At 41.1% G+C, this 25077-nt stretch carries 26 protein-coding genes and 2 tRNA genes; 5 read left to right on the top strand and 23 right to left on the bottom strand.

Going from position 1 to position 25077, the window contains the following annotated elements:
• Positions 1–9 precede the first annotated feature (9 nt).
• Together AC1EKL_RS04450 and cdaA are read right to left on the bottom strand one after the other, a co-directional pair.
• A complete protein-coding gene (locus AC1EKL_RS04450) occupies positions 10–843 on the bottom strand; it encodes a CdaR family protein (RefSeq protein WP_480188568.1) in 834 nt (277 codons plus the stop codon).
• Positions 833–1684, bottom strand: a complete 852-nt coding sequence (gene cdaA / locus AC1EKL_RS04445) for a diadenylate cyclase CdaA (RefSeq protein WP_480188567.1) — start codon at positions 1682–1684, stop codon at positions 833–835. The genes AC1EKL_RS04450 and cdaA overlap by 11 nt, the downstream gene beginning before the upstream one ends.
• Before the next feature lie 126 nt (positions 1685–1810).
• On the opposite strand from cdaA, the gene AC1EKL_RS04440 reads away from it, so the two are divergent.
• Positions 1811–2479 carry a DUF1361 domain-containing protein gene (locus tag AC1EKL_RS04440; protein ID WP_480188566.1) on the top strand — a complete coding sequence of 223 codons (669 nt, stop codon included), beginning with the start codon at positions 1811–1813 and terminating at the stop codon, positions 2477–2479.
• A 166-nt stretch (positions 2480–2645) separates the two neighbouring features.
• Here AC1EKL_RS04440 and murB read toward each other — a convergent pair whose 3' ends face one another.
• Positions 2646–3542, bottom strand: coding sequence for a UDP-N-acetylmuramate dehydrogenase (gene murB, locus AC1EKL_RS04435; RefSeq protein WP_480188565.1), 897 nt, complete (start codon positions 3540–3542; stop codon positions 2646–2648).
• A 95-nt stretch (positions 3543–3637) separates the two neighbouring features.
• Here murB and AC1EKL_RS04430 point away from each other — a divergent pair, with 95 nt between their 5' ends.
• Positions 3638–4174 (top strand): 3'-5' exonuclease, encoded by a 537-nt coding sequence (locus AC1EKL_RS04430; RefSeq protein ID WP_480188564.1) that lies wholly within the window; start codon positions 3638–3640, stop codon positions 4172–4174.
• A 56-nt stretch (positions 4175–4230) separates the two neighbouring features.
• Here the strand turns inward: AC1EKL_RS04430 and AC1EKL_RS04425 are convergent, their stop codons facing one another.
• Genes AC1EKL_RS04425 through AC1EKL_RS04410 form a run of 4 tightly spaced genes read right to left on the bottom strand, consistent with a single transcriptional unit; the run spans position 4231 to position 6863 of the window.
• Positions 4231–4740 carry a GNAT family N-acetyltransferase gene (locus AC1EKL_RS04425; RefSeq protein ID WP_480188563.1) on the bottom strand — a complete coding sequence of 170 codons (510 nt, stop codon included), beginning with the start codon at positions 4738–4740 and terminating at the stop codon, positions 4231–4233.
• Complete coding sequence (gene tsaE, locus AC1EKL_RS04420; RefSeq protein ID WP_480188562.1) at positions 4737–5189, bottom strand: tRNA (adenosine(37)-N6)-threonylcarbamoyltransferase complex ATPase subunit type 1 TsaE; 453 nt, start codon at positions 5187–5189, stop codon at positions 4737–4739. Before tsaE ends, AC1EKL_RS04425 begins: the two co-directional genes overlap by 4 nt.
• A gap of 1 nt (position 5190) precedes the next feature.
• Positions 5191–6156, bottom strand: a complete 966-nt coding sequence (gene pta, locus AC1EKL_RS04415; RefSeq protein WP_480188561.1) for a phosphate acetyltransferase — start codon at positions 6154–6156, stop codon at positions 5191–5193.
• Positions 6157–6167: 11 nt separating this feature from the next.
• Entirely contained in the window at positions 6168–6863 is a 696-nt protein-coding gene (locus AC1EKL_RS04410) for a uracil-DNA glycosylase (RefSeq protein WP_480188560.1), read from the bottom strand.
• Positions 6864–6988: 125 nt separating this feature from the next.
• On the opposite strand from AC1EKL_RS04410, the gene AC1EKL_RS04405 reads away from it, so the two are divergent.
• Positions 6989–7534, top strand: a complete 546-nt coding sequence (locus tag AC1EKL_RS04405) for an LURP-one-related/scramblase family protein (RefSeq protein ID WP_480188742.1) — start codon at positions 6989–6991, stop codon at positions 7532–7534.
• A gap of 43 nt (positions 7535–7577) precedes the next feature.
• On the opposite strand, the gene smpB is transcribed toward AC1EKL_RS04405, so the two are convergent.
• The 9 genes from smpB to gap all read right to left on the bottom strand — a co-directional run bounded on the left by smpB (position 7578) and on the right by gap (position 18520).
• Entirely contained in the window at positions 7578–8051 is a 474-nt protein-coding gene (smpB, locus tag AC1EKL_RS04400; protein WP_480188559.1) for an SsrA-binding protein SmpB, read from the bottom strand.
• A 15-nt stretch (positions 8052–8066) separates the two neighbouring features.
• A complete protein-coding gene (gene rnr / locus AC1EKL_RS04395; protein ID WP_480188558.1) occupies positions 8067–10418 on the bottom strand; it encodes a ribonuclease R in 2352 nt (783 codons plus the stop codon).
• Between the two features lie 83 nt (positions 10419–10501).
• On the bottom strand, positions 10502–10741 hold the full coding sequence (gene secG / locus AC1EKL_RS04390; RefSeq protein WP_006916961.1) for a preprotein translocase subunit SecG: 240 nt from the start codon (positions 10739–10741) through the stop codon (positions 10502–10504).
• Positions 10742–10794: 53 nt separating this feature from the next.
• Positions 10795–12354, bottom strand: coding sequence for a ClC family H(+)/Cl(-) exchange transporter (locus AC1EKL_RS04385; protein WP_480188557.1), 1560 nt, complete (start codon positions 12352–12354; stop codon positions 10795–10797).
• A gap of 46 nt (positions 12355–12400) precedes the next feature.
• On the bottom strand, positions 12401–13789 hold the full coding sequence (locus AC1EKL_RS04380; RefSeq protein ID WP_480190215.1) for an amino acid permease: 1389 nt from the start codon (positions 13787–13789) through the stop codon (positions 12401–12403).
• Between the two features lie 144 nt (positions 13790–13933).
• Positions 13934–15256: a phosphopyruvate hydratase gene (gene eno, locus AC1EKL_RS04375; protein WP_480188555.1), complete on the bottom strand. Its 1323-nt coding sequence runs from the start codon at positions 15254–15256 to the stop codon at positions 13934–13936.
• Between the two features lie 90 nt (positions 15257–15346).
• Positions 15347–16096: a triose-phosphate isomerase gene (gene tpiA, locus AC1EKL_RS04370; RefSeq protein WP_480188741.1), complete on the bottom strand. Its 750-nt coding sequence runs from the start codon at positions 16094–16096 to the stop codon at positions 15347–15349.
• A 124-nt stretch (positions 16097–16220) separates the two neighbouring features.
• Positions 16221–17429: a phosphoglycerate kinase gene (locus tag AC1EKL_RS04365; protein ID WP_480190214.1), complete on the bottom strand. Its 1209-nt coding sequence runs from the start codon at positions 17427–17429 to the stop codon at positions 16221–16223.
• A gap of 77 nt (positions 17430–17506) precedes the next feature.
• Complete coding sequence (gap, locus tag AC1EKL_RS04360) at positions 17507–18520, bottom strand: type I glyceraldehyde-3-phosphate dehydrogenase (protein ID WP_464465328.1); 1014 nt, start codon at positions 18518–18520, stop codon at positions 17507–17509.
• Positions 18521–18741: 221 nt separating this feature from the next.
• On the opposite strand from gap, the gene AC1EKL_RS04355 reads away from it, so the two are divergent.
• Both AC1EKL_RS04355 and AC1EKL_RS04350 read left to right on the top strand, forming a co-directional pair.
• Positions 18742–18813 (top strand) — tRNA-Arg (locus AC1EKL_RS04355).
• A gap of 8 nt (positions 18814–18821) precedes the next feature.
• A tRNA-Leu gene (locus tag AC1EKL_RS04350) sits at positions 18822–18905 on the top strand.
• Between the two features lie 298 nt (positions 18906–19203).
• On the opposite strand, the gene AC1EKL_RS04345 is transcribed toward AC1EKL_RS04350, so the two are convergent.
• From AC1EKL_RS04345 to AC1EKL_RS04315, 7 genes are all read right to left on the bottom strand, one after another.
• Positions 19204–19566, bottom strand: coding sequence for an ArpU family phage packaging/lysis transcriptional regulator (locus AC1EKL_RS04345; RefSeq protein ID WP_480175103.1), 363 nt, complete (start codon positions 19564–19566; stop codon positions 19204–19206).
• A gap of 625 nt (positions 19567–20191) precedes the next feature.
• Positions 20192–20377, bottom strand: a complete 186-nt coding sequence (locus AC1EKL_RS04340) for a hypothetical protein (RefSeq protein ID WP_480175102.1) — start codon at positions 20375–20377, stop codon at positions 20192–20194.
• 157 nt (positions 20378–20534) lie between these two features.
• Positions 20535–20711, bottom strand: coding sequence for a hypothetical protein (locus AC1EKL_RS04335; RefSeq protein ID WP_480175101.1), 177 nt, complete (start codon positions 20709–20711; stop codon positions 20535–20537).
• A 993-nt stretch (positions 20712–21704) separates the two neighbouring features.
• Positions 21705–22088 carry a primase-like DNA-binding domain-containing protein gene (locus tag AC1EKL_RS04330; protein ID WP_480175100.1) on the bottom strand — a complete coding sequence of 128 codons (384 nt, stop codon included), beginning with the start codon at positions 22086–22088 and terminating at the stop codon, positions 21705–21707.
• A 1505-nt stretch (positions 22089–23593) separates the two neighbouring features.
• Positions 23594–24073, bottom strand: a complete 480-nt coding sequence (locus AC1EKL_RS04325; RefSeq protein ID WP_480175099.1) for a hypothetical protein — start codon at positions 24071–24073, stop codon at positions 23594–23596.
• A 17-nt stretch (positions 24074–24090) separates the two neighbouring features.
• A complete protein-coding gene (locus tag AC1EKL_RS04320; protein ID WP_480175098.1) occupies positions 24091–24399 on the bottom strand; it encodes a hypothetical protein in 309 nt (102 codons plus the stop codon).
• Positions 24400–24547: 148 nt separating this feature from the next.
• Complete coding sequence (locus AC1EKL_RS04315; RefSeq protein WP_480175097.1) at positions 24548–24925, bottom strand: hypothetical protein; 378 nt, start codon at positions 24923–24925, stop codon at positions 24548–24550.
• Positions 24926–25077 lie beyond the last annotated feature (152 nt).

The following is a 25077-nucleotide window of genomic DNA, read 5'->3' as shown; positions in this document are numbered from 1 at the left end:
TAAAGTTGATTAATCATTACTACTTGTGCTGCTGGATGAACTCTCTGTATTTGAAGAACTATCATTATCGCTGTTCGAACTAGCACTATTACTACTGCTGGTGGAACTAGTTGGGTCATTATTGCCTTGTTTTGAAACAGGAACTTCCACATTGATCGAACTTGGCATAATCACAACGTTAACTGTCCGTCCCTTTTTGTCAACCGCTTGCAGTGTAATCTGTCGGCTAAAGTTACCGTGGGCGTCCTTCGGCACGTCAACGTATGCAATCACCCGGGCAACTCGCTTTACTTGGTTCCGTGCACCAGTGATTTGCACCGTCTTCAAAGCTGGTCGTGGAGTTCCAACATGGTAATTACCATCCACCGACTTGGAATTCAGTCGAACGTCGACTGGTGCGGTGACCGTACTCCGTGGCTGAATATTGACTTTAATTTGTTGCGGCTTAATCGTAGAGCGCAACTCTGAATTCAGTCCACTTTCCTTTAAGGTTACGGTATGAGTACCTACACCCAGCTTCGTTAAATCAGCGTACACTTTAAAATTTTGGGTATTTGATACCGTTGTTACCATTGCAGATGGGCCCGAGACTCGAACCTTTACATATTGTGGATAACCGGTCGCCACATACTTTTGTGAGTTCATTTTTAACTCGAGTGGCATGCGGACACTCATTGTTTTATTGGACATTAGAGCATTACCGCTATCTGATCCCCGGGTCGTTTGACGTAAAAAGCCATTCTTTTCACTATTGACATACATAAAGAGAAAAATAGCCAAGATTAATGAGGCAATTCGCATAAACCAAACGCTACCAAAGACAGAACCTTTTTTACCGTTCACTATGCTTCCCTCCTTGCCAATGAATCTTGGTTAATAAATAACCGAATAGTCCATGATCCTTGTGTTCTTCCTTCTTTTTATAAAGGTGTGCCCGCATGAACTTCAAGTAGTCTTTCTGTGACATATTGCGGAGCAGTTCATTATCTTTTGTAATTGAAACTTCCCCTGTCTCTTCGGAGATCACAATTGTCAGAGCATCGGTGACTTCACTAATACCGACCGCTGCACGGTGACGGGTCCCCAATTCCTTTGGGATCAGCTTACTGTCTGATAGTGGCAGATAAGCAGCTGCAACAGCAATCCGGTTATTTTTGATAATCACCGCACCATCATGCAGTGGCGTGTTAGGAATGAACGTATTGATTAAGAGCGCACCGGTGATATCTGCGTCCATTGGGATTCCGGTCTCAATATATTCTTCCAGACCGGTATCCATTTGGATACTAATCAAGGCACCAATCCGCCGTTTGGACATATACTGAATTGCTTGATCAAGCTGCTTAATCATTTCTTCTTCTTGTTCGTTGGCTGTCTTGTTCCGGGCAAACAACGTGCCACGGCCCAAATGTTCCAGCCCTCGGCGAATTTCTGGCTGAAAAATTACGACAATCGCGATGACACCCCAGTTAATAACCTGGTCCATTAACCAAGAAACGGTGCTCAAGCCAACATACCAACTGACGATCTTAATTAGGATAATCACCAGAATCCCCTTAAAAAGTTGGATGGCTCGTGTACCACGGATGAGCATAATTAGCTCGTAGATTAAAAACCAAATGACTAGGATATCGATTAAGTTAATCAAGTTTCGCCACGTTAATAAAGTAGCGATTGTTTGCATTGAACTAACCCTCCGATCCTAAACTACCGTTTAATTATATCATCTTCATCACCGAGCGCAATTATCGTAAAATCACTTTGTTTCATTTAATCGTCCGTTATAATAGTCACTATGAGAGCAAAGGACGTGATTACAATTCAAACAACTCATTTTTCCTACCGCTGGCAGCTACGGGGGTTCTTCTTCCTGTGGATCATCTTTTTAAAGCTGGTCATGAAAGCTCCGTATAATTTTATGGCTTTTAATACTTTCCTGGGTTACATTCCCATTGAAATTAGCTTTCATTTACCAAAACTCGCTGATCGACGGTCACTACTATTCTGGTTAACGTCATTAATCTGGCTGCTTTTCTATCCAAACGCCCCATACGTTTTAACAGATCTCTTCCATCTTTCCTGGTTACATCCACATACCAATGTCAGTGGAATTTTAAAATCCACGCCATCAATTTGGTTAATTTTTGCCATCATGATCATTAGTGCCTTTTGTTGCGTATTGATTGGCTCACTAGAACTACTAAATACCAGTGGATTAATTGCAAAGGTATTGGCTCCCCGTTATCCGCAACTTCGTTACCTTTTAATGGTCATCTTTGCAACCTGTTCGAGCATTGGAATCTATATCGGTCGATTTCTCCGCCTGCATTCCATCTATATGCTCATCACCCCTAGTTGGTTCTGGCGACAAATTTTATCCGCAATGACGTGGAACGCCTGTCAGTTCATTGTGATTTTAACTGTTCTCCAGTTGATCATCTGTTGGTTTGTTCACCTATTGCTCGTATTACGAAATTAAAAGCGGCTGTAACATAATAAAGATTTCTAACAAATTAAAATACAAATAGCACAGGGCTCCAGTGCTCGGTAAACCGAACTCTGGAGCCCTATTTGTACTCTCTTAAGACTAACTACACTTCGCTGGGAGCAAAGCCGCAGCCATTGAAGGCTTCTGTCTCGCTTTTCTAATCACGGCCGATAATCCGGACTTCTGTTTCCAAATCAACACCAAATTTTTCTTTGACCGTTGCTTGAACATGATGAATAACGTTCAAATAATCCGTTGCCGTTCCATGATTAATATTCACGATAAAACCAGCATGCTTTTTAGAAACCTGGGCTCCGCCTGACGTGTAACCTTGTAAGCCAGCATCATGGATCAGTTTGCCAGCGAAATAACCTTCCGGCCGTTTAAAAACACTCCCGCACGATGGCAGGTCTAATGGTTGCTTGGCTGCCCGACGCGCGTTTAAATCATCCATTTCCGCCTTAATGGTCGTAAAATCGCCGGGCTGCAAAGCGAAGTCAGCAGATAACACAATCAAATGCTGGTCTCGAACGGCACTATGTCGATAGCCAAAATCAAGTGCTTGATTATCTAAATCAAAGATTTCACCCGCTCGGTTCATCACCGTTGCTTTGGCAACTACATTTTTAGTTTCACCACCATAAGCTCCGGCGTTCATAAAGACAGCACCACCGACACTCCCCGGAATTCCAGCAGCAAATTCAATTCCGCTCAAGGAGTGGTCGCGAGCAACCTTTGTTACTTCAATATACGCCGCCCCGGCATCAGCGGTGACCGTTTGGTCATGAACGGTAATGGACTTCATCGCCGTTAAAATTAACACTAATCCAGCAATTCCACCATCTTTAACAATTAGATTGCTAGCGTTACCCAGCACCGTAATTGGTAAGTCATGTCCCTTAGCAAAAGTTACCAGTTGCTGAACTTCATCAACATTCTTCGGAAATGCAATCCAATCTGCCGGACCTCCCGTATGAGTAAAGGTGTATTTCGCTAATAGTTCATTCTCTTTAATATCGATTTCTGGAAAACGTGTCTTAATATTTTCAGCCATTTTTAATCGTCCTTTGTTTATTGATATTTAATATTGTATCATTATAAAATTAGATTTAAAAACAATTCCACTTCATGACTGGAGGTCTCCGAACTTTGAATTTTATTGCCATGGACTTTGAAACTGCTAGTCCAAAAAGATATAGTGCATGTTCGTTATCGCTGGCGATTGTCCGCGATAACCAAATCGTTGATGAATTTTATTCATTAATTAATCCCCAAACGCCCTTCAGCTGGCGAAATATTCAAATTCACGGTATTCATGAAAGTGATGTAGCAAATGCCCCCATCTTTCCTGAAGTTTGGAAACATATTGCTTCATTCTATGCTCCGGATAAATTAGTTATTGCCCATAATGCCACTTTTGATAATAGCGTTTTAAAAAACACCTTAGAACATTACAAGATCACACCACCAGCCTACCAAACTCTCGATACCCTGCGCACTAGTCAAAAACTCTTGCCGCAATTACCTAATCATAAATTAAACACAGTAGCAAATGCATTAAACATTGAGCTAAATCATCACCATAATGCTTTAGACGATGCCCAAGCATGTGCTGATATTCTCATTAACCAGGTCGAACAGTTTGGCCCAAGTCGATTAAAACCATTTGTTAAAATGCTCGGCTAAAAAACACCACGGAACTTTAACTTGCAAAAAGCAATTGAAGCTCCGTGGTGTTTTTCTTAATGATTTACAAATTCCATCAGAATGACGTCTTGCTGTACCCCACGACTATCTTCATGGGAGGCCGTGCTCGTTTGGATAAAACCTAATTTTTGATATACATGACGAGCTCGTGAATTATTTTTGAAAACATCTAAAACTAAATGAGCTAACGAACTATAGTTTTGAAACCAATAAACCGCTTCATTCACTAGGAGGGTGCCAATCCCCTGATTCCAATACTTCTTCAGCACTGCAACTCCTAATTCACCTGCGTTTGCTTCTTCATCAACCTTTGTAATTGTGACAATCCCAACTCGTTGCTGATTCAGCATTGCCAGCAATACTATACAGTCACTGCGGATACTTATCTCGTGAAGGGCAGCCTGTTCGTCATCTACCGTTAATGACGATAGATGATCAATCATCACCACTGCTGTTTCGCGATTAATTTGTCGTAATAGTCGTAGTACCGCCTGGGCATCTTCAGTTTCTGCCATTTTGAGCGTTACTTCATCGGTGTTGCTCATAGTGCATCCACCATTTTGACAAAATGATCACCCCGTGGTTCAAAAGTCAGCACTCGACTATTTTCATCATCTGTCCGTCGAAACGTAATCGCCAAGAATTCATCCGGTAACTCCTCTTCAGCAAATTGGGCCCACTCGACCACGCTGACACCGTCGCCGTCAAAATACTCGTCCAAGCCTAAATCTTCCGCACCGCCATTTTCTAGCCGGTAAGCATCCATATGGTAGAGCGGCAATCGACCATCCTGATATTCACGGATAATGGTAAATGTCGGACTCTTAATGACCGCACTAACACCAAGCCCCTTGGCAATTCCCTTCGTAAAAGTAGTTTTACCAGCACCTAAATCACCATTTAAAACAATCACGTCTCCGGCTTGTAAAAATGGTGATAATTTAGCACCTAAGGCAATGGTGTCATCCCGACTATTTAATGTGAACTTTTTCATACTAATCAACCTGAGCTGCTGTAATAATTGCGACTTTGTAAACTTCGTCTTCGTTGGTGCCCCGGGAAAGATCAGCCACCGGTGCATTCAAGCCTTGTAAAATTGGTCCAACTGCTTCAAAACCACCAAATCGTTGGGCAATCTTATAACCGATATTTCCAGCTTCCAAACTTGGGAAGATAAAGACGTTTGCGTGACCAGCGACCTTTGAATCAGGAGCCTTTAATTGACCAACCGCTGGTACAAAGGCCGCATCAAATTGTAATTCACCATCCACTGCTAATTCTGGCGCTTGTTCATGAACCAATTGGGTGGCTTCTGCAACCTTCGTAACCATTTCACCCTTGGCTGATCCCTTGGTGGAGAAGCTCAGCATGGCCACTTTTGGATCAAGCCCAAATAACTTCGCCGTATGAGCACTTTCCATCGCTACTTCTGCCATCGTTGGGGCATCCAGTTCAATATTAATGGCACAATCAGCAAAAACATAGCGTTCTGCACCCTTTTGCATAATGAACGCACCACTAATCCGCTTGGTCCCAGGTTTAGTCTTAATAATTTGCAAAGCCGGACGAACTGTATCACCAGTGGCATGAACGGCACCAGAAACCATCCCGTCCACTTTTCCCATGTACACTAACATCGTGGCAAAGTAACTAACATCCTTCAACATTTGGTCAACTTGTTCTGGAGTATTCTTTCCCTTCCGTCGTTCCAACAATGCATCGTGCATTGCCTGTTTATCATAAGTTGCCGGATCGATAATCTCAATTCCAGTTAAGTCCCAGCCGTGCTCCTTAGCAACCTGTCCCAAATCAGCTTTGTTTCCAAGTAAAATTGGCTGTAAAATGCCGTCATTATGCAGACGAATCGCTGCACCCATGATTCGTTCATCGTTACCTTCTGGAAAAACAATCGTCCGTTGTTGGCCCTTTAAATCATTGGCTAGTTTTTCAAAAATATCCATGTTATCTCCTCCTAATTTGTTTCAATATCAACATGGGCTGGCAATTGCCAATCAATTGGTTGCTCCCCCATTGCTTTTAATGCTTCGTTCGTCCTGGAAAAGGGACGGGACCCAAAAAAGCCCCGACTAGCAGAGAGTGGACTTGGGTGGGCGGATTCTAACACAATATTAGTAGTCGTATTAATTAACGCCTTCTTGGCTTGTGCTGCCCGCCCCCACAAGATAAAAATAACTGGCTCAGGGCGGTTAGAGAGTGCCTGAATTGCAGCATCCGTAAGTTTTTCCCAACCATGTCCGCGATGTGAATAGGCTTGACCATCACGAACCGTCAAGACCGAGTTCAAAAGTAAAACGCCCTGATCAGCCCACTTTTTTAAGTAGCCATGGTGGACTGGTGGATACCCGAGGTCATTTTGGAGTTCTTTATAAATATTTTGTAAGGATGGTGGCACCTTTACTCCCGGTAAAACCGAAAAACTGCACCCGTGTGCTTGATGCGGACCATGATAAGGATCCTGGCCTAAAATAACAACTTTAACTTTACTAAAGGGGGTCCATTCAAAAGCCTCAAAAATATGGTGCATCTCTGGATAGATCGTGTGATGCTGGTATTCATGAATTAAAAACTGCCGTAATTGCTGATAATAATCGGCTTCAAATTGCGGCTTTAAAATGGGCCACCAATCATTATGAATAATTTGCTTCAATGCTGTCCACCTCGTAAATATTTTACCATATTCCACCTTTAAACTCTCTTTAGAAAACTGTTCAATTAAAAGTTCAGCTGGTAAAATGAATTTAAACGACAAACGGTGGAAAAGCGGTGAATGAAATGCGGACCTTGTACCTAAAAAACCGGGCAAATGATCATTCAGCAACCATTATCCATGATAACTTCGATCAAGCGTGTTATCTTCTAACTGGTAAGTGGGGAATTAGGAATGATGCGTTGTCGCTTTATACAATGCAGGGACAATTATTAGCAGAACTTAAACAACTATCACTTGGTCTGATGCCTAAGTTTGCCATTTACCAAAATCGGCAACGAATGGGGACGATTGGTAAATCATTCGGCTTTGTTCGTGAATTCATTTATATTCATGGCCTGAATTGGGTCATTGTTGGCAATGCTTTTACTAATCACTATCGTGTTTTTCGCAATAATCACTTAGTATTTACCATGGAACCAGAGCAAAACGGATTATATTGCCGGATTACCATTAATCAACAGGCGGATGAACCCATCGCAATTTTAATTGCCAGTGTTTTAAACCACTGGGCTAACAAACATTCTACCGCTAGAAAGTGGCAACGGAGTCACGGTTGGCGTTGGAATCGAAATTCACTTCCGCAACTTGGTTGTTGTAAAACTAAATAAGAAAACGGTCAGAAGCAGAAAAATGCTCCTGACCGTTTCTTATTTAGTAATGTTTCATAACCCGCTCAATCTGGCGCTCCTGCTCACGCTTTTTAATATCATTTCGTTTATCATACTCATGCTTCCCCTTAGCAAGCCCTAATAAGACCTTTGCAAAACCATGCTTCAGATAAACCTTGAGTGGGATTAATGTTACCCCTTTGGCACTCATTTCGCCAGCTAACTTTTTGAGTTCCTTCTTGTGCAACAAAAGCTTCCGATTACGGAGTGGATCATGATTAAAAATCGTACCATTACTATATTCACTAATGTGAACGTTCATCAACCATAATTCACCATTGTGAAATTGGGCGTAACCATCTTTTAAATTAATTCGTCGGGCGCGTACTGACTTGATTTCCGTACCCGTGAGCACCATTCCGGCTTCATAAGTCGCCATTACTGCATAATCATGACGAGCTTTTTTATTTTGCGCTACTAGGTTATCACTTGGCGCCTGGTGCTTTTTGCCAGCCATCCAATCACCTCTCTTTTAATGTCGCCGTTTACGATCGTGTTGGTATTTGTCACCACCATGACGGGTTTGACCACGGTTAATTTGTCGATTATTCCGGTGTCCATTATCGCGACCACCCTGGTGGTTATTACGGCGTTCATGTCCTTGATGATGACCACGTCCGCGGCCATGACCATGACGACCATTATCACGACCGACGCGCAGCTTGGTTACTGGAGCATCCTCTGGATTAACTAATTCAAAATCAACTTCTCGTTGATCCTTATCAACCCGCAACAGCTTGACTTTTACCGGCTGACCAATCCGGAAAATATGATGATTACTCCGTCCGACTAGGGCCATTTGCTTCTCAACATATTCATAATAATCATCGTTCATCGCGCTAATGTGAATTAACCCCTCAACGGTATTCGGCAATTCGACAAACAAGCCGAATTTCATTACAGAACTAACGACCGCCTCAAAAGTTTCCCCAACGTGGTCTTCCATATATTCAGCTTTCTTCATGCTGTCAACGTCTCGTTCAGTATCAATTCCACGCCGTTCAGTAATCGAAGTATGTTCCGCAATTTCTGGCAAACGATCACGATACTTAGCCTTAGCACTTTCACTTGTGCCATGTTCACGGTACCACTTAATCAAACGATGAACAGTCGTATCTGGATAACGACGAATTGGTGAAGTAAAGTGCGTGTAATATTCTGCACCCAAGCCAAAGTGACCCAATTCATCCGGAGAGTATTTCGCCTGCTGCATGCTCCGGAGCATCATAACTTGGACCATTTCTTCCTCAGGAGTTCCAGCTACTTGCTTCAACACCCGTTGTAACATTTTAGGTTTAACATTATTCAAGTCGCCCTTCATTTCAATTCCAAGAACACTCAGGAAGTCAGCAAAATCCTTAATTCGGTCACCATCTGGCTTTTCATGAATCCGGTAAAGGAATGGCACGTGAAGATGATCAAAATGTTCTGCCACTGTTTCGTTGGCGGCTAACATAAAGGACTCTATCATCCGTTCAGATAACCCCCGCTCACGCAGTTGGATGTCAGTTGGGTGTCCCGTTTCATCAACAATGATCTTTGCTTCCGGCGCTTCAAAATCAATGGCTCCCCGCCGATGACGGTGCTTGAACAAAATGCGATGTAGTTCCGCCATTGTTTGAAACATTGGTACAAGTTCTTTGTACTGGGCCTTCGTTTTCTCATCGTTTGCTTCTAGAATTTTGTTAACGGCTTTATAAGTCATCCGGGCATGTGATTTGATAACGCTTGGAAAAATGTCGTGCTTTAAAATATTCCCTTGCTCATCAATTTCCATTTCACAAGACATTGCCAACCGTTCCTCATTTGGATTCAAGGAACAAATACCGTTTGATAATCGCCGCGGCAGCATGGGAATAACACGATCAGTCAAATAAACTGACGTCCCACGTTTAAAGGCTTCTTCATCCAATGGCGTTCCCGGTTGAACGTAATGACTTACATCTGCAATGTGGACCCCTAAGTGGTAATGCCCATTATCCATCTTCCAGGCCACAACGGCATCGTCAAGGTCTTTAGATTCAATACTATCAATGGTAACTAACGGCTGCTTAGTGATATCCTTACGGCCTTGTTTTTCTTCTGGAAGAACCTTCAACGGAATTTTATTTGCTTGGTCCATTGCTTCCTTAGGAAATTCATGTGGAACATCATGAGCATAGACCACGGATAGAATATCAATCCCTGGTTCATTTTTATCACCAACAACCTCTGTTACAGCCCCCGTCATCACCGCCGGTGCATCCGCACTTGGGTATTCAGCAATCGTGGCCGTCACAATTTCTCCATCTTGCGGGTGGAGCCCTTGATCAGATACATAAAACTTGAGGTGGCTCAATTTCTTATCCTTGAGAATAATTTCACCGATATAATTCCCCATCGTCAGATTTTTGAACTCACCCACCACATGATCATAATGGTGATCCAAAATATCAGCAACCGCACCTTCCGGACCCTGTCCAGAACGTGGACCACCGGCCCGCAAAATTTTAACTTGGACCTCATCACCAGATAATGCATGCATAGTGTGATCAGGGTTAACATAGATATCCGGTAAGGTTTCATCGTAGGCTACAAAACCAAATCCCTTACTATTACCATGGAAAATTCCGGTTACCAGTTGTTGTTGAGGAATGATTTTAAATTCTCCTCGATCAGCAACTTCAACCTTCTTCTCCCGTTCCAACTGTGCGAGCGCTTGTACAATCGGAGTAAAATCTTCCGCTGAATTCATCCCCAGTTTGCGGGCAATCTTTTCCGCAGACAGACTGATCGTCGGATTGGCCTGTAAATCTTCTAATATTTTTGCTTTTAATTCAGTCATATTGTTCCTTTCTAATGAAGTTAGATAAAACAAAAGGCTGCGAAACAACTCCCGTCATTTCTCAGCCTCTCCTGTGTTTTTCTTTAATGCGCCGAAACATAGACCAGTGCCAATGCCAAAATAAAGAACAGAGCACCCACAATGGTTGTAACAATTTGCATTACGGCTTCAAAGCCACGAGCTTTTCGACGTGAAAATAGATCACCAGCACCACCGGTTAAGGCTGACATGGCGTCATTATCATTCTTTGCTGGCTGCATCATAACACATGCGATCAAAACGACGCAGTCAATTAAGAAGAGGGTCATTAACATACTTTGCAAGGTTCTTCCTCCTAATTTCCCACATTATAACTATTCAATGATACCATACTTTCCTACTCTTGACTAGGCTGTTCATGCTGATGGGCAGCTTGATTAATTAAGCGCTGGTTTCCCAAGTGATGATGCCCCGTCAGCTGAATCACCAGGGTATCTCCCACTTGAAGTTTGGTTTCACCGTGAGGAACTAATTCTTCCTCACCACGATAAATGCCTAGAACTAAACTACCGGTTGGCCATCCAAAATCCTTAATCAGAGTTCCATCCAATTTGGAGCCCGCAAAGATTGACACCGTCATTTGAGTGATGCCCGTTAATTCTTTTCGTGGACTACGGTGAATAAAATTGTTAAACATCGCCATGTAAACTGGCAGGCCCCCTAAAATATCATTCATTACGTAGGCGGTGACCGCTACTACAGCCAATGGCATTAGGTGGGTCATCGAACCAACCATTTCTGTAATTAATAAGATGGCGGTAAACGGTGCTTTAGAAATACAAGCAAAATAACCCGCCATGGCATAGATAGCGTAATTTCCCAAGTATTCTTTAGGTACGAGACCAAAAGAAACTAGCGTGGCACAATAGCATGCACCAATGACTGCCCCAAGCGTTAAGATTGGCAGAAAAATCCCTCCAGGAATTTCAGAACCATAGCTAACCATGGAAAAAACAAACCGTAATAGTAAAAAACCAAATAATAATGGAATGGATAGTGGTAATTTTGGTAAAGAAACAATTAAATTATTGCCACCACCAAGGGTAACTGGCCAATACCACGCGATTGGAATAACCAGTAAAAACGGTATTACCGGATACCAGCTAGGTTTAAACCATTTTATTTTACGACTCCAAGTGCCTAAACGAAGGATCACGTATTGATAAACCCGCCCCAGGATTCCTAAAAGCAAGCCTAGAATGATTAAATGAATATACTGATTTGCTGGAAAGAGAACCTGATGTGGTAAATCAAGGTCCGGTCGCAGTCCAAAGAAGGTCATTGAAACCCCATTGGCAACAACGGCACTAATAAATACCGACTGCCAGACGAGCGGTGAAAAGTTATGATAAACCTCTTCCAAAATAAACATTGAACTCGCAATAGGGGCATTAAATGCAGCGGATAAACCTGCGGCCGCACCGGAAGCAATCCCAACTCGCCGCTCAATTTTAGTAACGTGATTATGTTCCGCAATTCCTTGACCAATGGTGGCTCCCAACTGAATTGAAGGACCTTCCCGGCCCAGAAATAGGCCGGACCCAATCCCCAGAATACCACCAACAAATTTTCGCCAAAGAACTGGCCACCACTGCTCATCAAACTGCCCCGTTAATTGTCCTTCCACTTGGGGAATTCCTGATCCCTTAATATTTGGGTTTTTTTGAGACATTCTCCCCAAAAGCAAAGCAATAATGACGGAACCGATTAGCCAGGGGATTAACCAAATTGGCTGATGATGAAAGAAATTAAAACAGGCAATTACCAGTGTTAATCCATGCTGGATTGCGGAGCGGAATACACTCACAACTAATCCAGTCAGGATTCCAATGACAATTGCCCGACCAATTTGGCGAAGATTACTAAAGTTTAATTTCCCAAAATGTAATTTACTCAAAATTGCCACTCCAAAATTTTCATTCTTTTAGAGTGTACCACATTCATTAATGACTTGCTGATTGATCTTCCCTATGCCGCGCTAGGTAAACCACCGTAGCAATAACTAACACCGCAGCGCCGACAATCACCGAAATCCTAGTATCGGGATTGATAAACATAAAGATAACAATTACAAAGAGCATTAAGAATGCAAAGTAATTAGATAGTGGATACAAAGGTAATTTAAAGGGATGGTTCTCCATGACATCCGGATTATTATGACGGAACTTTAATTCAGCTAATAAAATCACAAACCATGGCACCATTCCCGGTAGAACAGAAGAACTAAAGACAACCACAAAAAGGTCAGAAGTAGACTTGCTAAACATTGTCGCCACCATGTTAAGAATGAAGCCAATCAAGATCCCACCAGAAATTCCCAAAATGGCTGCATCAGGAACAATGCGCTTGGAAAGTCGCCCAAAAATCTTTGGAGCATCTCCTTCGTGTGAAAGCTTAAAAAGCATTCGACTGGAACTGTAAATTCCTGAGTTAGCACCAGACAAAGCAGCGGTTAAGACCACAAAGTTAATAATCGAAGCCGCGGCAGTAATTCCAACCTTGGCAAACGTCGAAACAAACGGTGAACCAACCGCACTTAATCGGTTCCATGGATAGATCGTCACAATCACAAAAATAGCCCCAACATAGAAGATCAGGATCCGTAATAGAACGGATTTAACCGACTTAACGATCGCTTTTTGCGGGTTTGCAACTTCCCCGGCCGAAATTCCCAATAATTCAATTCCTTCATAGGAACCAACAATAATCGACATTGAGAAGAAGAAACCTTTGACACCACCAGTGAAGAAACCACCGTGAGCCCATAGATTGGAAAAACCTGTGGGGTGCCCGCCATTACCAAACCCAAAGAAAATCACCATGAAGCCCAGTAGGATCATCATGATAATCGTGACCACTTTAATCATCGCAAACCAAAATTCAAGGGAGCCATAGGCCTTTGCGCTAGCTAGATTTGCTAGAACTAAGAAGATGATAATCACAATTCCAGCAAACCACGTGTGTAAATGAGGCCACCAATATTTTAAATACTCAGTTGCTGCGACCACTTCAGACATCCCAACAACAATATATTCAAAAACATTAGCCCATTTTGCTAGGTATCCCGCTATTGGATGCACATACTCAGTTGCATAATCAGCAAATGATCCGGTCCCAGGATTGATATAAATCATTTCACCGAGCGCTCGCATCACGACATATAAAATCAAGCCAACAAAAGCGTATGCCAATAACACTGATGGACCGGTCCACTTAATTGTCGAGGTGGAGCCCATAAATAGTCCAACCCCAATTGCACCACCAAGCGAAATCATTTCCATTTGTCCAGCCGTCATTGTTCTTGACAATCCTGGAGCATCATTTTTTGCCATTGACCGATTCACTCCTTCAAATAATTTCTGGAGTTATTATAAAGAAGCTTAAATAAAAAATCAATGAGAAATTCTTAGCTGAATTTCATAAAAAAAGGACTGAACAGATAATGTTCAGTCCTTAAAACTAAGTTTTTGTTTCAATTAACGATTTTCGATATCTAACTTAGCTTGTTCGCTTAAGTTGTAGAAGGAACGAATTCCCTTGTACTTAGCAACATCGCCAAGGTTATCTTCAATCCGCATTAATTGGTTGTACTTAGCAAGACGATCAGTCCGGCTCATTGAACCAGTCTTGATTTGAACAGCATTCGTAGCAACAACTAAGTCCGCAATGGTCGTGTCTTCAGTTTCACCAGAACGGTGAGAAACAATCGCTGTGTAGCCAGCTTCCTTGGCCATTTCGATGGCTTCAACAGTTTCAGTTAACGTACCGATTTGGTTTAGCTTAATTAAGATGGAGTTAGCGGCACCCATCTTAATACCCTTAGCTAAGTAATCAGTGTTAGTAACAAAGAAGTCGTCACCAACTAATTGAACCTTCTTACCAAGCTTGTTAGTAATCGTTACCCAGTCATCCCAGTTGTTTTCATCAATTGGATCTTCAACAGATACAACTGGGTACTTAGCAATGATTCCTGACAAGTAGTCAATCCATTCTTCAGTAGTGAATTCTTCACCAGTTGACCAACGAAGCTTGTACTTCTTGTCGTCGTCATTCCATAATTCTGAAGCAGCAACGTCAAAGGCAATTGCTACATCCTTACCAGGCTTGTAACCAGCATCCTTGATCGCCTTGATTAAGAATTCAAATGGTTCTTCGTTGTTTGCAAAGTCAGGGGCAAATCCACCTTCATCACCAACAGAAGTAACCTTACCGGCAGCTTCCAATTCCTTCTTTAAAGCATGGAAAGTTTCAGAACCCATCCGAATGGCTTCACGAACAGTTGGAGCACCAACTGGCATGATCATGAATTCTTGGAAGTCAACCTTGTTATCAGAGTGAGCACCACCGTTGATAACGTTCATCATAGGGGTTGGCATTACATGAGCATTGAAACCACCAAGGTAGTTGTACAGAGGAACTTGAAGTTCATCTGCAGCAGCCCGAGCAGCAGCCAGTGAAACAGCCAAAATGGCGTTTGCACCTAACTTACCCTTGTTTGGGGTACCATCTAACTTGATCATTGCCTTATCAATCGCAATTTGATCAGTAACTTCCATTCCCACGATCTCTTTGGCAATCACGTTGTTAACGTTAGCAACAGCCTTTAAAACACCCTTGCCGCCAAAACGATTCTTGTCGCCATCACGAAGTTCAACAGCTTCGTGTTCACCAGTAGAAGCCCCAGATGGAACGATTCCACGGCCAACACCACCAGCTTCAGTGTAAACTTCAGCTTCAACGGTTGGGTTACCACGTGAGTCAAGGACTTCACGAGCATAAATATCTGTAATAAGTGACATTGTATTTCTCTCCTCCAGAATAAATTGGAAAGCTCTATGCTTACAGCTACCATTGTATTATTTTGTGAACCCTAAAACAAGTCTAAATAATTAGTGGTTCACCAATTTTAAAAAGCTCTGCGGATCTAGGCTAGCACCACCTGCTAAGACGCCATCAATATCCTGACTAGCCATTAATTGATTGATATTATCACTGTTAACGCTCCCGCCATACAAAATTCGTACATTATCCGCAACAGTATCGCCATACATATCAGCAATGGTTTGGCGAATTAGATAACAACCTTCTTCCGCCTGGTCTGGATCCATACTTTCACCAGTTCCAATTGCCCAACTTGGCTCATAGGCAATCGTCACTTTATCTACGTTTTCCGGCTTTAAGTCTTTTAAATCAGCTAAGATTCGACTAACTACCCAATGGACCTTTTTTCCCGCTACTAGGCGACCCATGGTTTCATCACAACAAACAATTGGGCAAAGGCCAGCATCTAATGCGGCATGTACCTTTAGATTAATAAGATGGTCCGTCTCATTAAATAATTTTCGCCGTTCTGAATGACCTAAAATCACATGGTGAATACCAGCACTATACAGAGTGGTGGGGCTAGTTTCGCCAGTAAATGCTCCCGCGTCTTGATAGTAGCAATTCTCCGCGGCAATCTTTAATGGTGTTCCTGCTGCAGCTTTCACCATTGGCACAAGTGCAATAGTTGGTGCTGCCAACACTGTTTCTTGAACGTCCGGGTTTGGTAAATGATTCTTGATTTGATTCACAAATTCTACGGCTTCCTCAACCGTCTTATTCATCTTCCAATTTCCAGCAACAATTGGCGATCTCATCATCTAATCCCCCATTCTTAATAATTGTAAAAAGATTGTTTTACCAGAACTGACAGTACATAAATGGGTTCCAGTGCCCGGCCAAGCCGCACTCTGGAACCCGATTTGTGCTCATTCAATAGATTTATTTATCAGAAATTGCATCAATTCCTGGCAGAACCTTACCTTCAAGGTAAGTTAATGATGCACCACCACCAGTGGAAATATGGCTTAATTGGTCAGCAATCCCTAACTGCTTAGCTGCCGCAGTAGAGTCACCACCACCAACAATTGTGGTTGCGTCGCTCAGGTTACCCAAGAACTTACCAATAGCCAAAGTTCCCTTTGCGAAGTTTGGCATTTCAAAGACACCCATTGGGCCATTCCAAACAACAGTCTTGGCATCCTTCAAAACATTTTCAAACTCTTCAATTGACTTTGGACCAATGTCCAGGCCCATCCAGCCATCAGGAATATCGCCCTCAACCACTTTGGTGTTAGCGTCATTATTGAAGGCATCAGCAATCACACTGTCAACTGGAAGAACCAGCTTATCGCCAGCCTTTGCCATGATGTCCTTAGCAACATCAATCTTATCTTTTTCAACTAATGAATTACCAATCTTAATGCCCTTCGCAGCAAAGAAGGTGTAGGCCATTCCACCACCAATAATGATCTTATCAGCTTTGTTCAATAGGTGGTCAATAACGCCGATTTTATCGGAAACCTTGGCGCCACCAAGAATAGCAACGAATGGACGAACTGGATTATCAACAGCGTTCCCTAAGAACTTGATTTCCTTTTCCATTAAGAAACCAACTCCGGATTTACCATCCCCAATATTTTGGGCAATTCCAACGTTAGAAGCGTGTTGACGGTGAGCAGTACCAAAGGCGTCATTAACATAAACATCACCAAGTGATGCCCAGTACTTCCCTAATTCAGGATCGTTACCGGATTCACGCTTAACATTTTCGCCATCCTTAACATCTTCGTAACGAGTGTTTTGGACCATCAAAACATCACCATCACTCATGTTGTTAATAGCATCTCCAAGTTGCTTACCTTCTGTTACTGGTACAAAAGTAACTGGCTTATTTAACAGGTTAGAAAGTCGTTCTGCTACCGGACGCATTGATAAACCAGGCTTGTCTTCTTCCTTCTTAATCCGTCCTAGGTGTGAGAACAAGATTGCCTTACCGTTATGGTCAATTACATACTTAATAGTTGGTAATGCCGCCACAATTCGGTTGTCATCACCAACGACACCATCCTTAATTGGCACATTAAAATCAACCCGCATTAATACTTTCTTACCTTCCAAAGGTAAGTCTTCGACAGTCATTTTTGCCATAATTAATTCTCCTCTTTCTGTCAAAAAGGTGGGCGGAGTTTCCTCCTCCCACCTTTTAATTAGTACTTAGTTTTTGCTTACAGAGTAGCAAAGTGAAGCAAAGTACGGATCATGTTTGAAGTGAAACCGTATTCGTTGTCGTACCAAGCAACAGTCTTAACTAATTGTGAACCATCGTCACCTTCCATGATTTCGGTTTGTGATGGATCAAATACGGAACCGTAAGTTGAACCGATAATATCAGTTGAAACGATTGGGTCTTCAGTGTAACCAAAGGCATCATTGCCATCAGTTGCCTTCTTCATTGCATCGTTAACTTGGTCAACCGTAACCTTCTTGTCAAGAATTGAAACAAGTTCAGTTAAGGAACCATCAACAACACCAACCCGTTGTGCGTGTCCAGAAAGCTTACCATTTAATTCTGGGATAACCAAACCAATGGCCTTAGCAGCACCAGATGAGTGAGGAATCGTGTTAACACTTGCAGTACGGTTGTTACGCATCTTCTTACCACGAGGGCCATCAAGGATGGCTTGAGTTGAAGTAAATGCGTGGATCGTAGTCATAGTACCAACCTTGATACCGAAGTCCTTGTTAAGGAAGTAAGCCATTGGTGCAAGACATGAAGTAGTACATGAACCAGCAGAAACGATCTTGTCATCCTTCTTAAGGGTATCCAGGTTAACACCAGGAACAACAGTTGGGATGTTACCAGCAGGTGCAGAAATCAGAACACGCTTAGCACCAGCGTCTAAGTGTGCTTGTGACTTTTCAGCAGAAGTGTAGAAACCAGTACATTCAAGTACAAAGTCAACACCATCATTCTTAACCCAAGGAATGTTCCGTGCATCACGTTCAGCGTAAACTGGGTATTCCTTACCATCAACAACAATACCAGTGTCGGTAGCAGAAACTTCACCAGGAAACTTACCATGAGTTGAGTCATACTTCAAAAGGTATGCAAGCATTGCAGGAGTAGTCAAATCGTTGATGGCTACAACTTCAATATCCTTAGCACCCAATTCGTGAATCCGACGGAATGCTAAACGACCGATACGGCCAAAACCATTAATACCAATCTTTACAGTCATACTGCAAATTCCTCCTTTAGGAAAACATATAATTAAATGTACGTTATTATTTTAACACTGAAAATTAGATTGTACAGTTCAAAAATTAACGCACATTTCCAACGTTCTTTATGATAACCGATTATTAGCAGAATGTCCATAATACTGCTAATCCCCCAACTAAATTTGAAAAAACTATTGCAATTTGTTTCCTAATTCGATAAGATATTATTTGTTGTTAAGCGCCCTTAGTGTAATGGATCGCACGTGAGATTCCGGTTCTCGAGATCAGGGTTCGACTCCCTGGGGGCGCATTAACTTTGCCCAAGTGGCGGAATTGGCAGACGCGCAACGTTCAGGTCGTTGTATGGATTTCCATGTACAGGTTCGAATCCTGCCTTGGGCATAATTGAACCCTTTCGGGGTGTTCCGAAATGTCTTAATCGTTGGTATTAAGGCATTTTTATTTTTGCCAAAACACCCAAAAACACCATTATTTTTAACTTCTGCTACCAAACTGCTACCAAAATCGAATTACATAAAACCGCTTCTAACCAGCGCTTTGACCACTTTCATTTTTGAGAGTGGTTTTATTTTTGCTACCAATTGCTACCAAAATATGCTCTATATTGTTTATTAGTGTTCTATCTACCTAATTATATGGAACTCTTTTCTAGTTACTTAACATCGTAAAACATCATTGGTTAATACCCTTGCTCCATGATTGCATCAAATAGGGCGGGATAGATCGTTTTTAGGTTATTAGCAAACTCCATTAATGCTTGACGTTCGTGTACATAGTATTGTGACTTGCTAATATTCAGCATTTTAATTACATGTTGCCCTTGTTGTTGCTCTAAATACCGATATTCAATTGTCTTTTGATGATCTGGTGTGCATCCGCCGACTGCTTGCTCAATTGCTAGAAAGCACTTTAAACATTGCTTACTTTCCGCCCTACGGTTTTTAATTTCACGTTTTGCCCATGCTCCAGACCGCAAGTAGATACTACGATAATCAATTCTAAAAAAGCCCCGCAAACTGCGGATGATGGTTTTACTATCCATGTTGCTACCCCGTATAATATGAATTAGGGTTTTCATTCGGGATATTCTCGATACTAAACGACACAGGGCTAATAGACTTGTGTCGTTTTTCATTTTATCGTTATAATTGAAATGCTTATATTATTATAGGAGTCGTCCATTGTGACGGCTTTTGCGTTATAATAAACTCTGATTGAATATTTAGGGAAGTCGCCGTTGTGGTGATTTTTTGAGTTCTGTATCTAGTGATACAGGGCTCTTTTTTGTTATCAGTGCAAAATCTGCAATTATTGCACCGATACTATAGTCATTGCACCAATTCAAAAAATACTATCATTTGTCAGCATTCTACCAACATAATTAAACATCATAAGGGCTTCTATGTTTGCCGTTAGTTTATGAATCTAATCGGTTCCGTTTGTATGCAAGATTGCTATTTGTACGCAATCATTCTATTACAGACGTTAATTATTAAGTTTCACTAACACGGATGTTATCATGTTAGCATTTGTTAGCATTAGCCCCCCTACCCTAAAATTTTTAAAACTAGGGTTTGCATGCAAATTGACGGCAATGTGTGCGCTCTTGCTGTCAGCAGATACGGGGGCGGGGTAAATTAAAACGGTAACCATCCACCATTAGATAATTACCGTTGATTAATGAGTTTCGTTTTCTGTTCCTGTGCAAAGGCAATTAGTGCGTCTAAATCATCAATGCTTGCGTATTTGCGGATGAATGTTCTAGCATTTGACCGATACTGATATAGGCGGTTCTTTTCGGGGTGTCGTTTCTCATAACGTCTAGTAGCGTTCATTTGTGCCTGACTAACCATAATTAACCCTCTTTCCGTGTTCTATGATGTTTAAATATATCTTGTGTAGTGATAGGTTTCTGATATAATTAGATATGTAAAAGGCGCTAGGCTGTGTGAGAACCTAACGCCCGGCGTTTCTTGCTAGAGTGTGTTTAAACGTTAGTAGTGAAGACTACTAGCGCTTTTTTAATACCGTTACAACAATCGCAATTACAACTACCAGCATTTTAAAACTGGTAAAAGTAACACTGACCGTCAAGGTATTACACCCCTTAGCAAGACAAGAAACACATTCAAGACCAGCGCCCCCGTTTCTTGCTGTAATTGAAAGTCGCTGGTCATTGTCTAGCATTTCACGCCTTGATAACTCATGAGTTAATTACTCTCAATTGTTATCACGAATGATTATATAACTATCATAATTACAACACAATCAAGCATTCAACTAGCTATTAAGCCAATTAATTCTATATCTTGTATAGTCATATAATTTTGATATAATTGTAAATGTAAAAGGCGTTAGGTGATGTCAGCACCTAACGCCCGATAGTCTACTCAGTTAGTGAGAAACGTCCTACTTAGGGCGTTTTTTTATTACCATAAACACAACATAAACTACCGTAATTAATACAGTAGCAAACAGCTTACCGTTAGAAATAGTAAGCGTGATTGTTATGTTCACAATAACAGCTCTCCACTAATTGAGTAGAAACAAAAACTAAACATATTACGTCACGCCCCTGTCTACTCGGATTGATGTAGACGCTGACGCAGTTTAATGTTTTGTAGACTATCTTGGTTCTTGGTAGGCTCATGACTTCCTACCGCCAACCTGATTACATTTTATAGCTATCATACATATAACACAACGCAACAATTAAGCCGTTAGTCAGCAATTGACCAACGGCTTTTTAACTACGATTGTTCAGAAACTCCAACATTTATTAACGGAAAATATACCAGCTCAAAAAGCCCCCATTATTGCCCTAAATTGCGCTTCATTCATCCGCTGAATATTGTTATATCAGCAATCATAGGTAACCAGACTAACGCAATTGCATTTAACTACTAATAGAAAATTAATGTTAGCTTTTGTAAGGCTCTTTTATCGGAAACGATACACCAAGTAAACCACCGCAATAATCAGTAAAACAGCTCCGACTTCATACGGTAAGAATTGACCATCAAAGAATAACAGCATTACGAACACCCCCATTTCTTACCAAGTTTTACCAACATTCTTTTAACTACAAACATCATTAATAATGTATAATTTTGTCCACTTCATTTTGTTTAAAGCATTGTTATATCAGCATTTCAAAATTAGACAACGTACGGAAACATTTTATTTGCTTTTTGCTTGTGACCTAATCCCGATGTTCTTATATGCGGTGGTTACTTTGTTCTGATAGTAACCAGCATAGAACCGATGATGTTTCTGGTAGACAAACCCTAATAGTTGCATGTTCTTTTTGAATTGGCGGTTGCCTAATGGTGTAATCCCTTGCTGATTACAATATTCCGTGTAGTGTTGGTAAACCCTTGCGCACGGTGCATATAAGCGCCGATTCTTGATCACGTTAGGACTATATACAAACTTCACTACGCTTGCTTCCGCTTGGTCACGGTTCCTAATCCTGAAATAGTTATCTTTCTTACGATTGCTTGCATCAAACCACGTTGACAAGCTACGTTGACTAAATACATATCGCCCTTTATACCAACCCATTCAATCCCTCCAAACTTAGTTAAACCGTTACTTAAACCACTAATTAAAGTAACCAGCCTAATTCTTTTAACTATCTTTTAAACTGTGAAAAAATAAATTGAATCAGTACCCCTAATAGAAACCCAAAAGCTAAATTATTAACCACGTTTGCACTCATCATTTCCACCTCAAAAAATACAGAATTACCAGACCAGCAATTTACAGTACGAACTCAAACCACCAAAACATAAACCACAACATATAAATCCACCTTTTCCGTCTAATGCTCAAAATGAATTATCATTAATCGTTGATACAACGTTCTTTCTAACCGATTAACATTTGTCGGTATCAAGCCCCATTAAGCGGATGTCATAAGTGCTTATGATCCACCAACACATAAATCAGTACCACCAAAATAAGAATGGTCAGCATTGTTATGTTGGTACGCCAATAGGCTTGATCTAGTGTGATATGAAAAACGTTGGCTATTATTCGGTAAAACATCCAGTCATCAAAACTACTAAGAATTGCCATTTGATTACCTCTTTTTAGGGTGTCTGAATTGTCGGCTTTTTAGGATGCGCCCTAACCGCCCTATCGTGAAACGATGGTGTGAAACATTTCCATTACTAACTCTACTACTACCGTTGCTACTACTGTTATTACTACTGTTGCTACTACTATTACTACTACCATTGTTACTACTATTTGGCGTTGATACTTGTAGTAAGGGTGTTAGAGCCATGCAACTATATATCAGCTATATCTAGCTATCTAACATTCGGACCCAGTTGGTCACCTAAAACAGCGGACCAAATCGTGCCTTACTATTCACAGCTATATATCCAACTATATCTAGCTATCTAATCAGCTTCATTGTGCATTTGTCACTTCGGGCAACTCCATTAAGACAACCTGTCCGATTGCATAACATCAAGGGTTTCGGATGTTTAGTAGTGATAACAGTGTGCTTATTAGTGGTGTTATCAGTGTATTTAATGGTGTACCTAACAGTGTATCTAATGATGATACTAATCAACACCAAGATAGTGTACATGTTGGTTTACAAGATGGTATACATGTTAGTTGTCATGTTGGTTTACATGGGGTATAGCTGATTAGACTAGGGGGGTACAGCTCACTATACGGGGTTACAAATGTTGTTAAATTAGCAATAAGGGGCGTTGATTGTTGTTTCAGCGTCCCCTTTCTTCTCTACTAATTACCCCCATCAAGTTTTTTTGAATAGGTATTAAAATTTTCTTTAATAGGTCAAAAGCCTGTTATTTAGGCATTTACATAGGCGCTTATCACTTTGCTTGCGACTTTGCCTTGCACTTTCTCAACGGCAACTTTGGGTTTTCCTTTCAGACTTTCTTTTCCTTAGTCCTTTCTTAAACTACATTTTTTTGATTTGAGTTGAATTGATTTTGTCTTTACTTGTATTTATTTATATTATATTTACTTATATTATATTAACGTGCCGTAACTGTAACGTGTGTGTAACGGATGCGTTACGTGGTTCAAAAATCATTGTCAAATGGTTTTGTGTGAGAAGAAACGTTTAATGATTTTTGAAATTGTTTTATTTTTTCCCTGTCTTTAGGACGATCAAACGTTATCCAATCATTTAGACTAATCATTACATGGTCATCATCTTTATTTGTTGAGTAGGAAAAATCAGTTCTTAAGTATAGTTTTTTCTTTACTTCTACCTGTTCTGAAGTAGTATAAATATCTTTACGAATTGTTTGCAGAGCGTTCCAGTCCGTTACAACTTTGATCTGATCATCATAGCTAATTATTAGCTTTGCTTGTTCGAGTTCCTTATAATTACTATCGTCAACTTGTAACGGGGCATCAATCATCATTGACCGCTCAACAATTCCATCATCATCAGCAAACACTACTAGATATTGATATAGTGCTTTACTATCATTGCTGACTTTTAAATAGTGATTATTCATTAGTAAGCCTTTAGTTAGCATTCGTCCGTTTGCCATATATTAATTACCTCGTTCTATTTACTAATCCGTGCGTCTTGGTAGTAGTGTTCAACTTCGCCCATAATGGTTTGGGTCGTCTTAGTATTCATATCTTGCAAGAAACGAACGATTGACGACAAAGCATCATCATTGCGTAACAGTTCAACTACAACTCCAATCATTTGTTGGTCTGAAACGTCTGATAAGTCCTGATAATCAGCTCCAGCAATTGGAGACTTGATCTTTCGTAAAACATCATCAAGCAAATCTAACAAGCCCTTGACGTTTTCTTGATCTGCTACTAAGTTTTCAATCTTGTTAATATCAAAATACGTTTCTTTCATGGTATTGGTTCCCCTTTTTATTCATAATCTGCTAATATGAATAAAGCGGGTTAGTTCAAAGCCCGCTTTAATCTTTCTGGTTTAGGTGCATTATCTAGCATGATAGTGTCATCTTCCCCAAGTCGTTCAACGCTTTCTCTTGTGGTTATTAGTCGGCGTGAACGGCTTTTTTTGTGTCTTTAAATTGATTGTAGTAATTCTGTTTCAAACGTTCCGCCCTTAACATCATCGAAAGACCAGAAGTGCGGATGTTAGTGTAAGTTCGTTGCAGCTCCTCTTCAGTGCTGATTAAGTAATAGCCGTTATCCATTCCAATAGGGACACCCTCATTAGTTAAACGGGCAATGATGTTGCTGACGGCTCTTACATCAACCCCTATGGTATCCGCCACCCTGCTTCGTGATATGGGGTTTTCTGATCCATAAGGCAACAATTTTAATACTTGACGTTCGATGTTGTTTTCGCCTTTGATTGCTTGCTGATCAATCGTTGGCATTGTAAACAGTGCTAGTTGATGTTCTTTCATTCGTTGACCCCCTTAATTTCGATTCTCCAGTGGCTTCTAAACCATCTTAGTATTTCTATTGCATGAACTATCAGAACAGCATAGAAGCCAAACCAGAGGGCAATAATCACGTTTAGAATTATCCAGAGTAACAAAGCCCCGTTCTTCGTTAG

The sequence above is a fragment of the Limosilactobacillus sp. C0001E2 genome, assembly GCF_056590915.1.
Note: the sequence above shows the minus strand (reverse complement) of the source record. Positions and strands in the feature narration are given on the sequence as shown.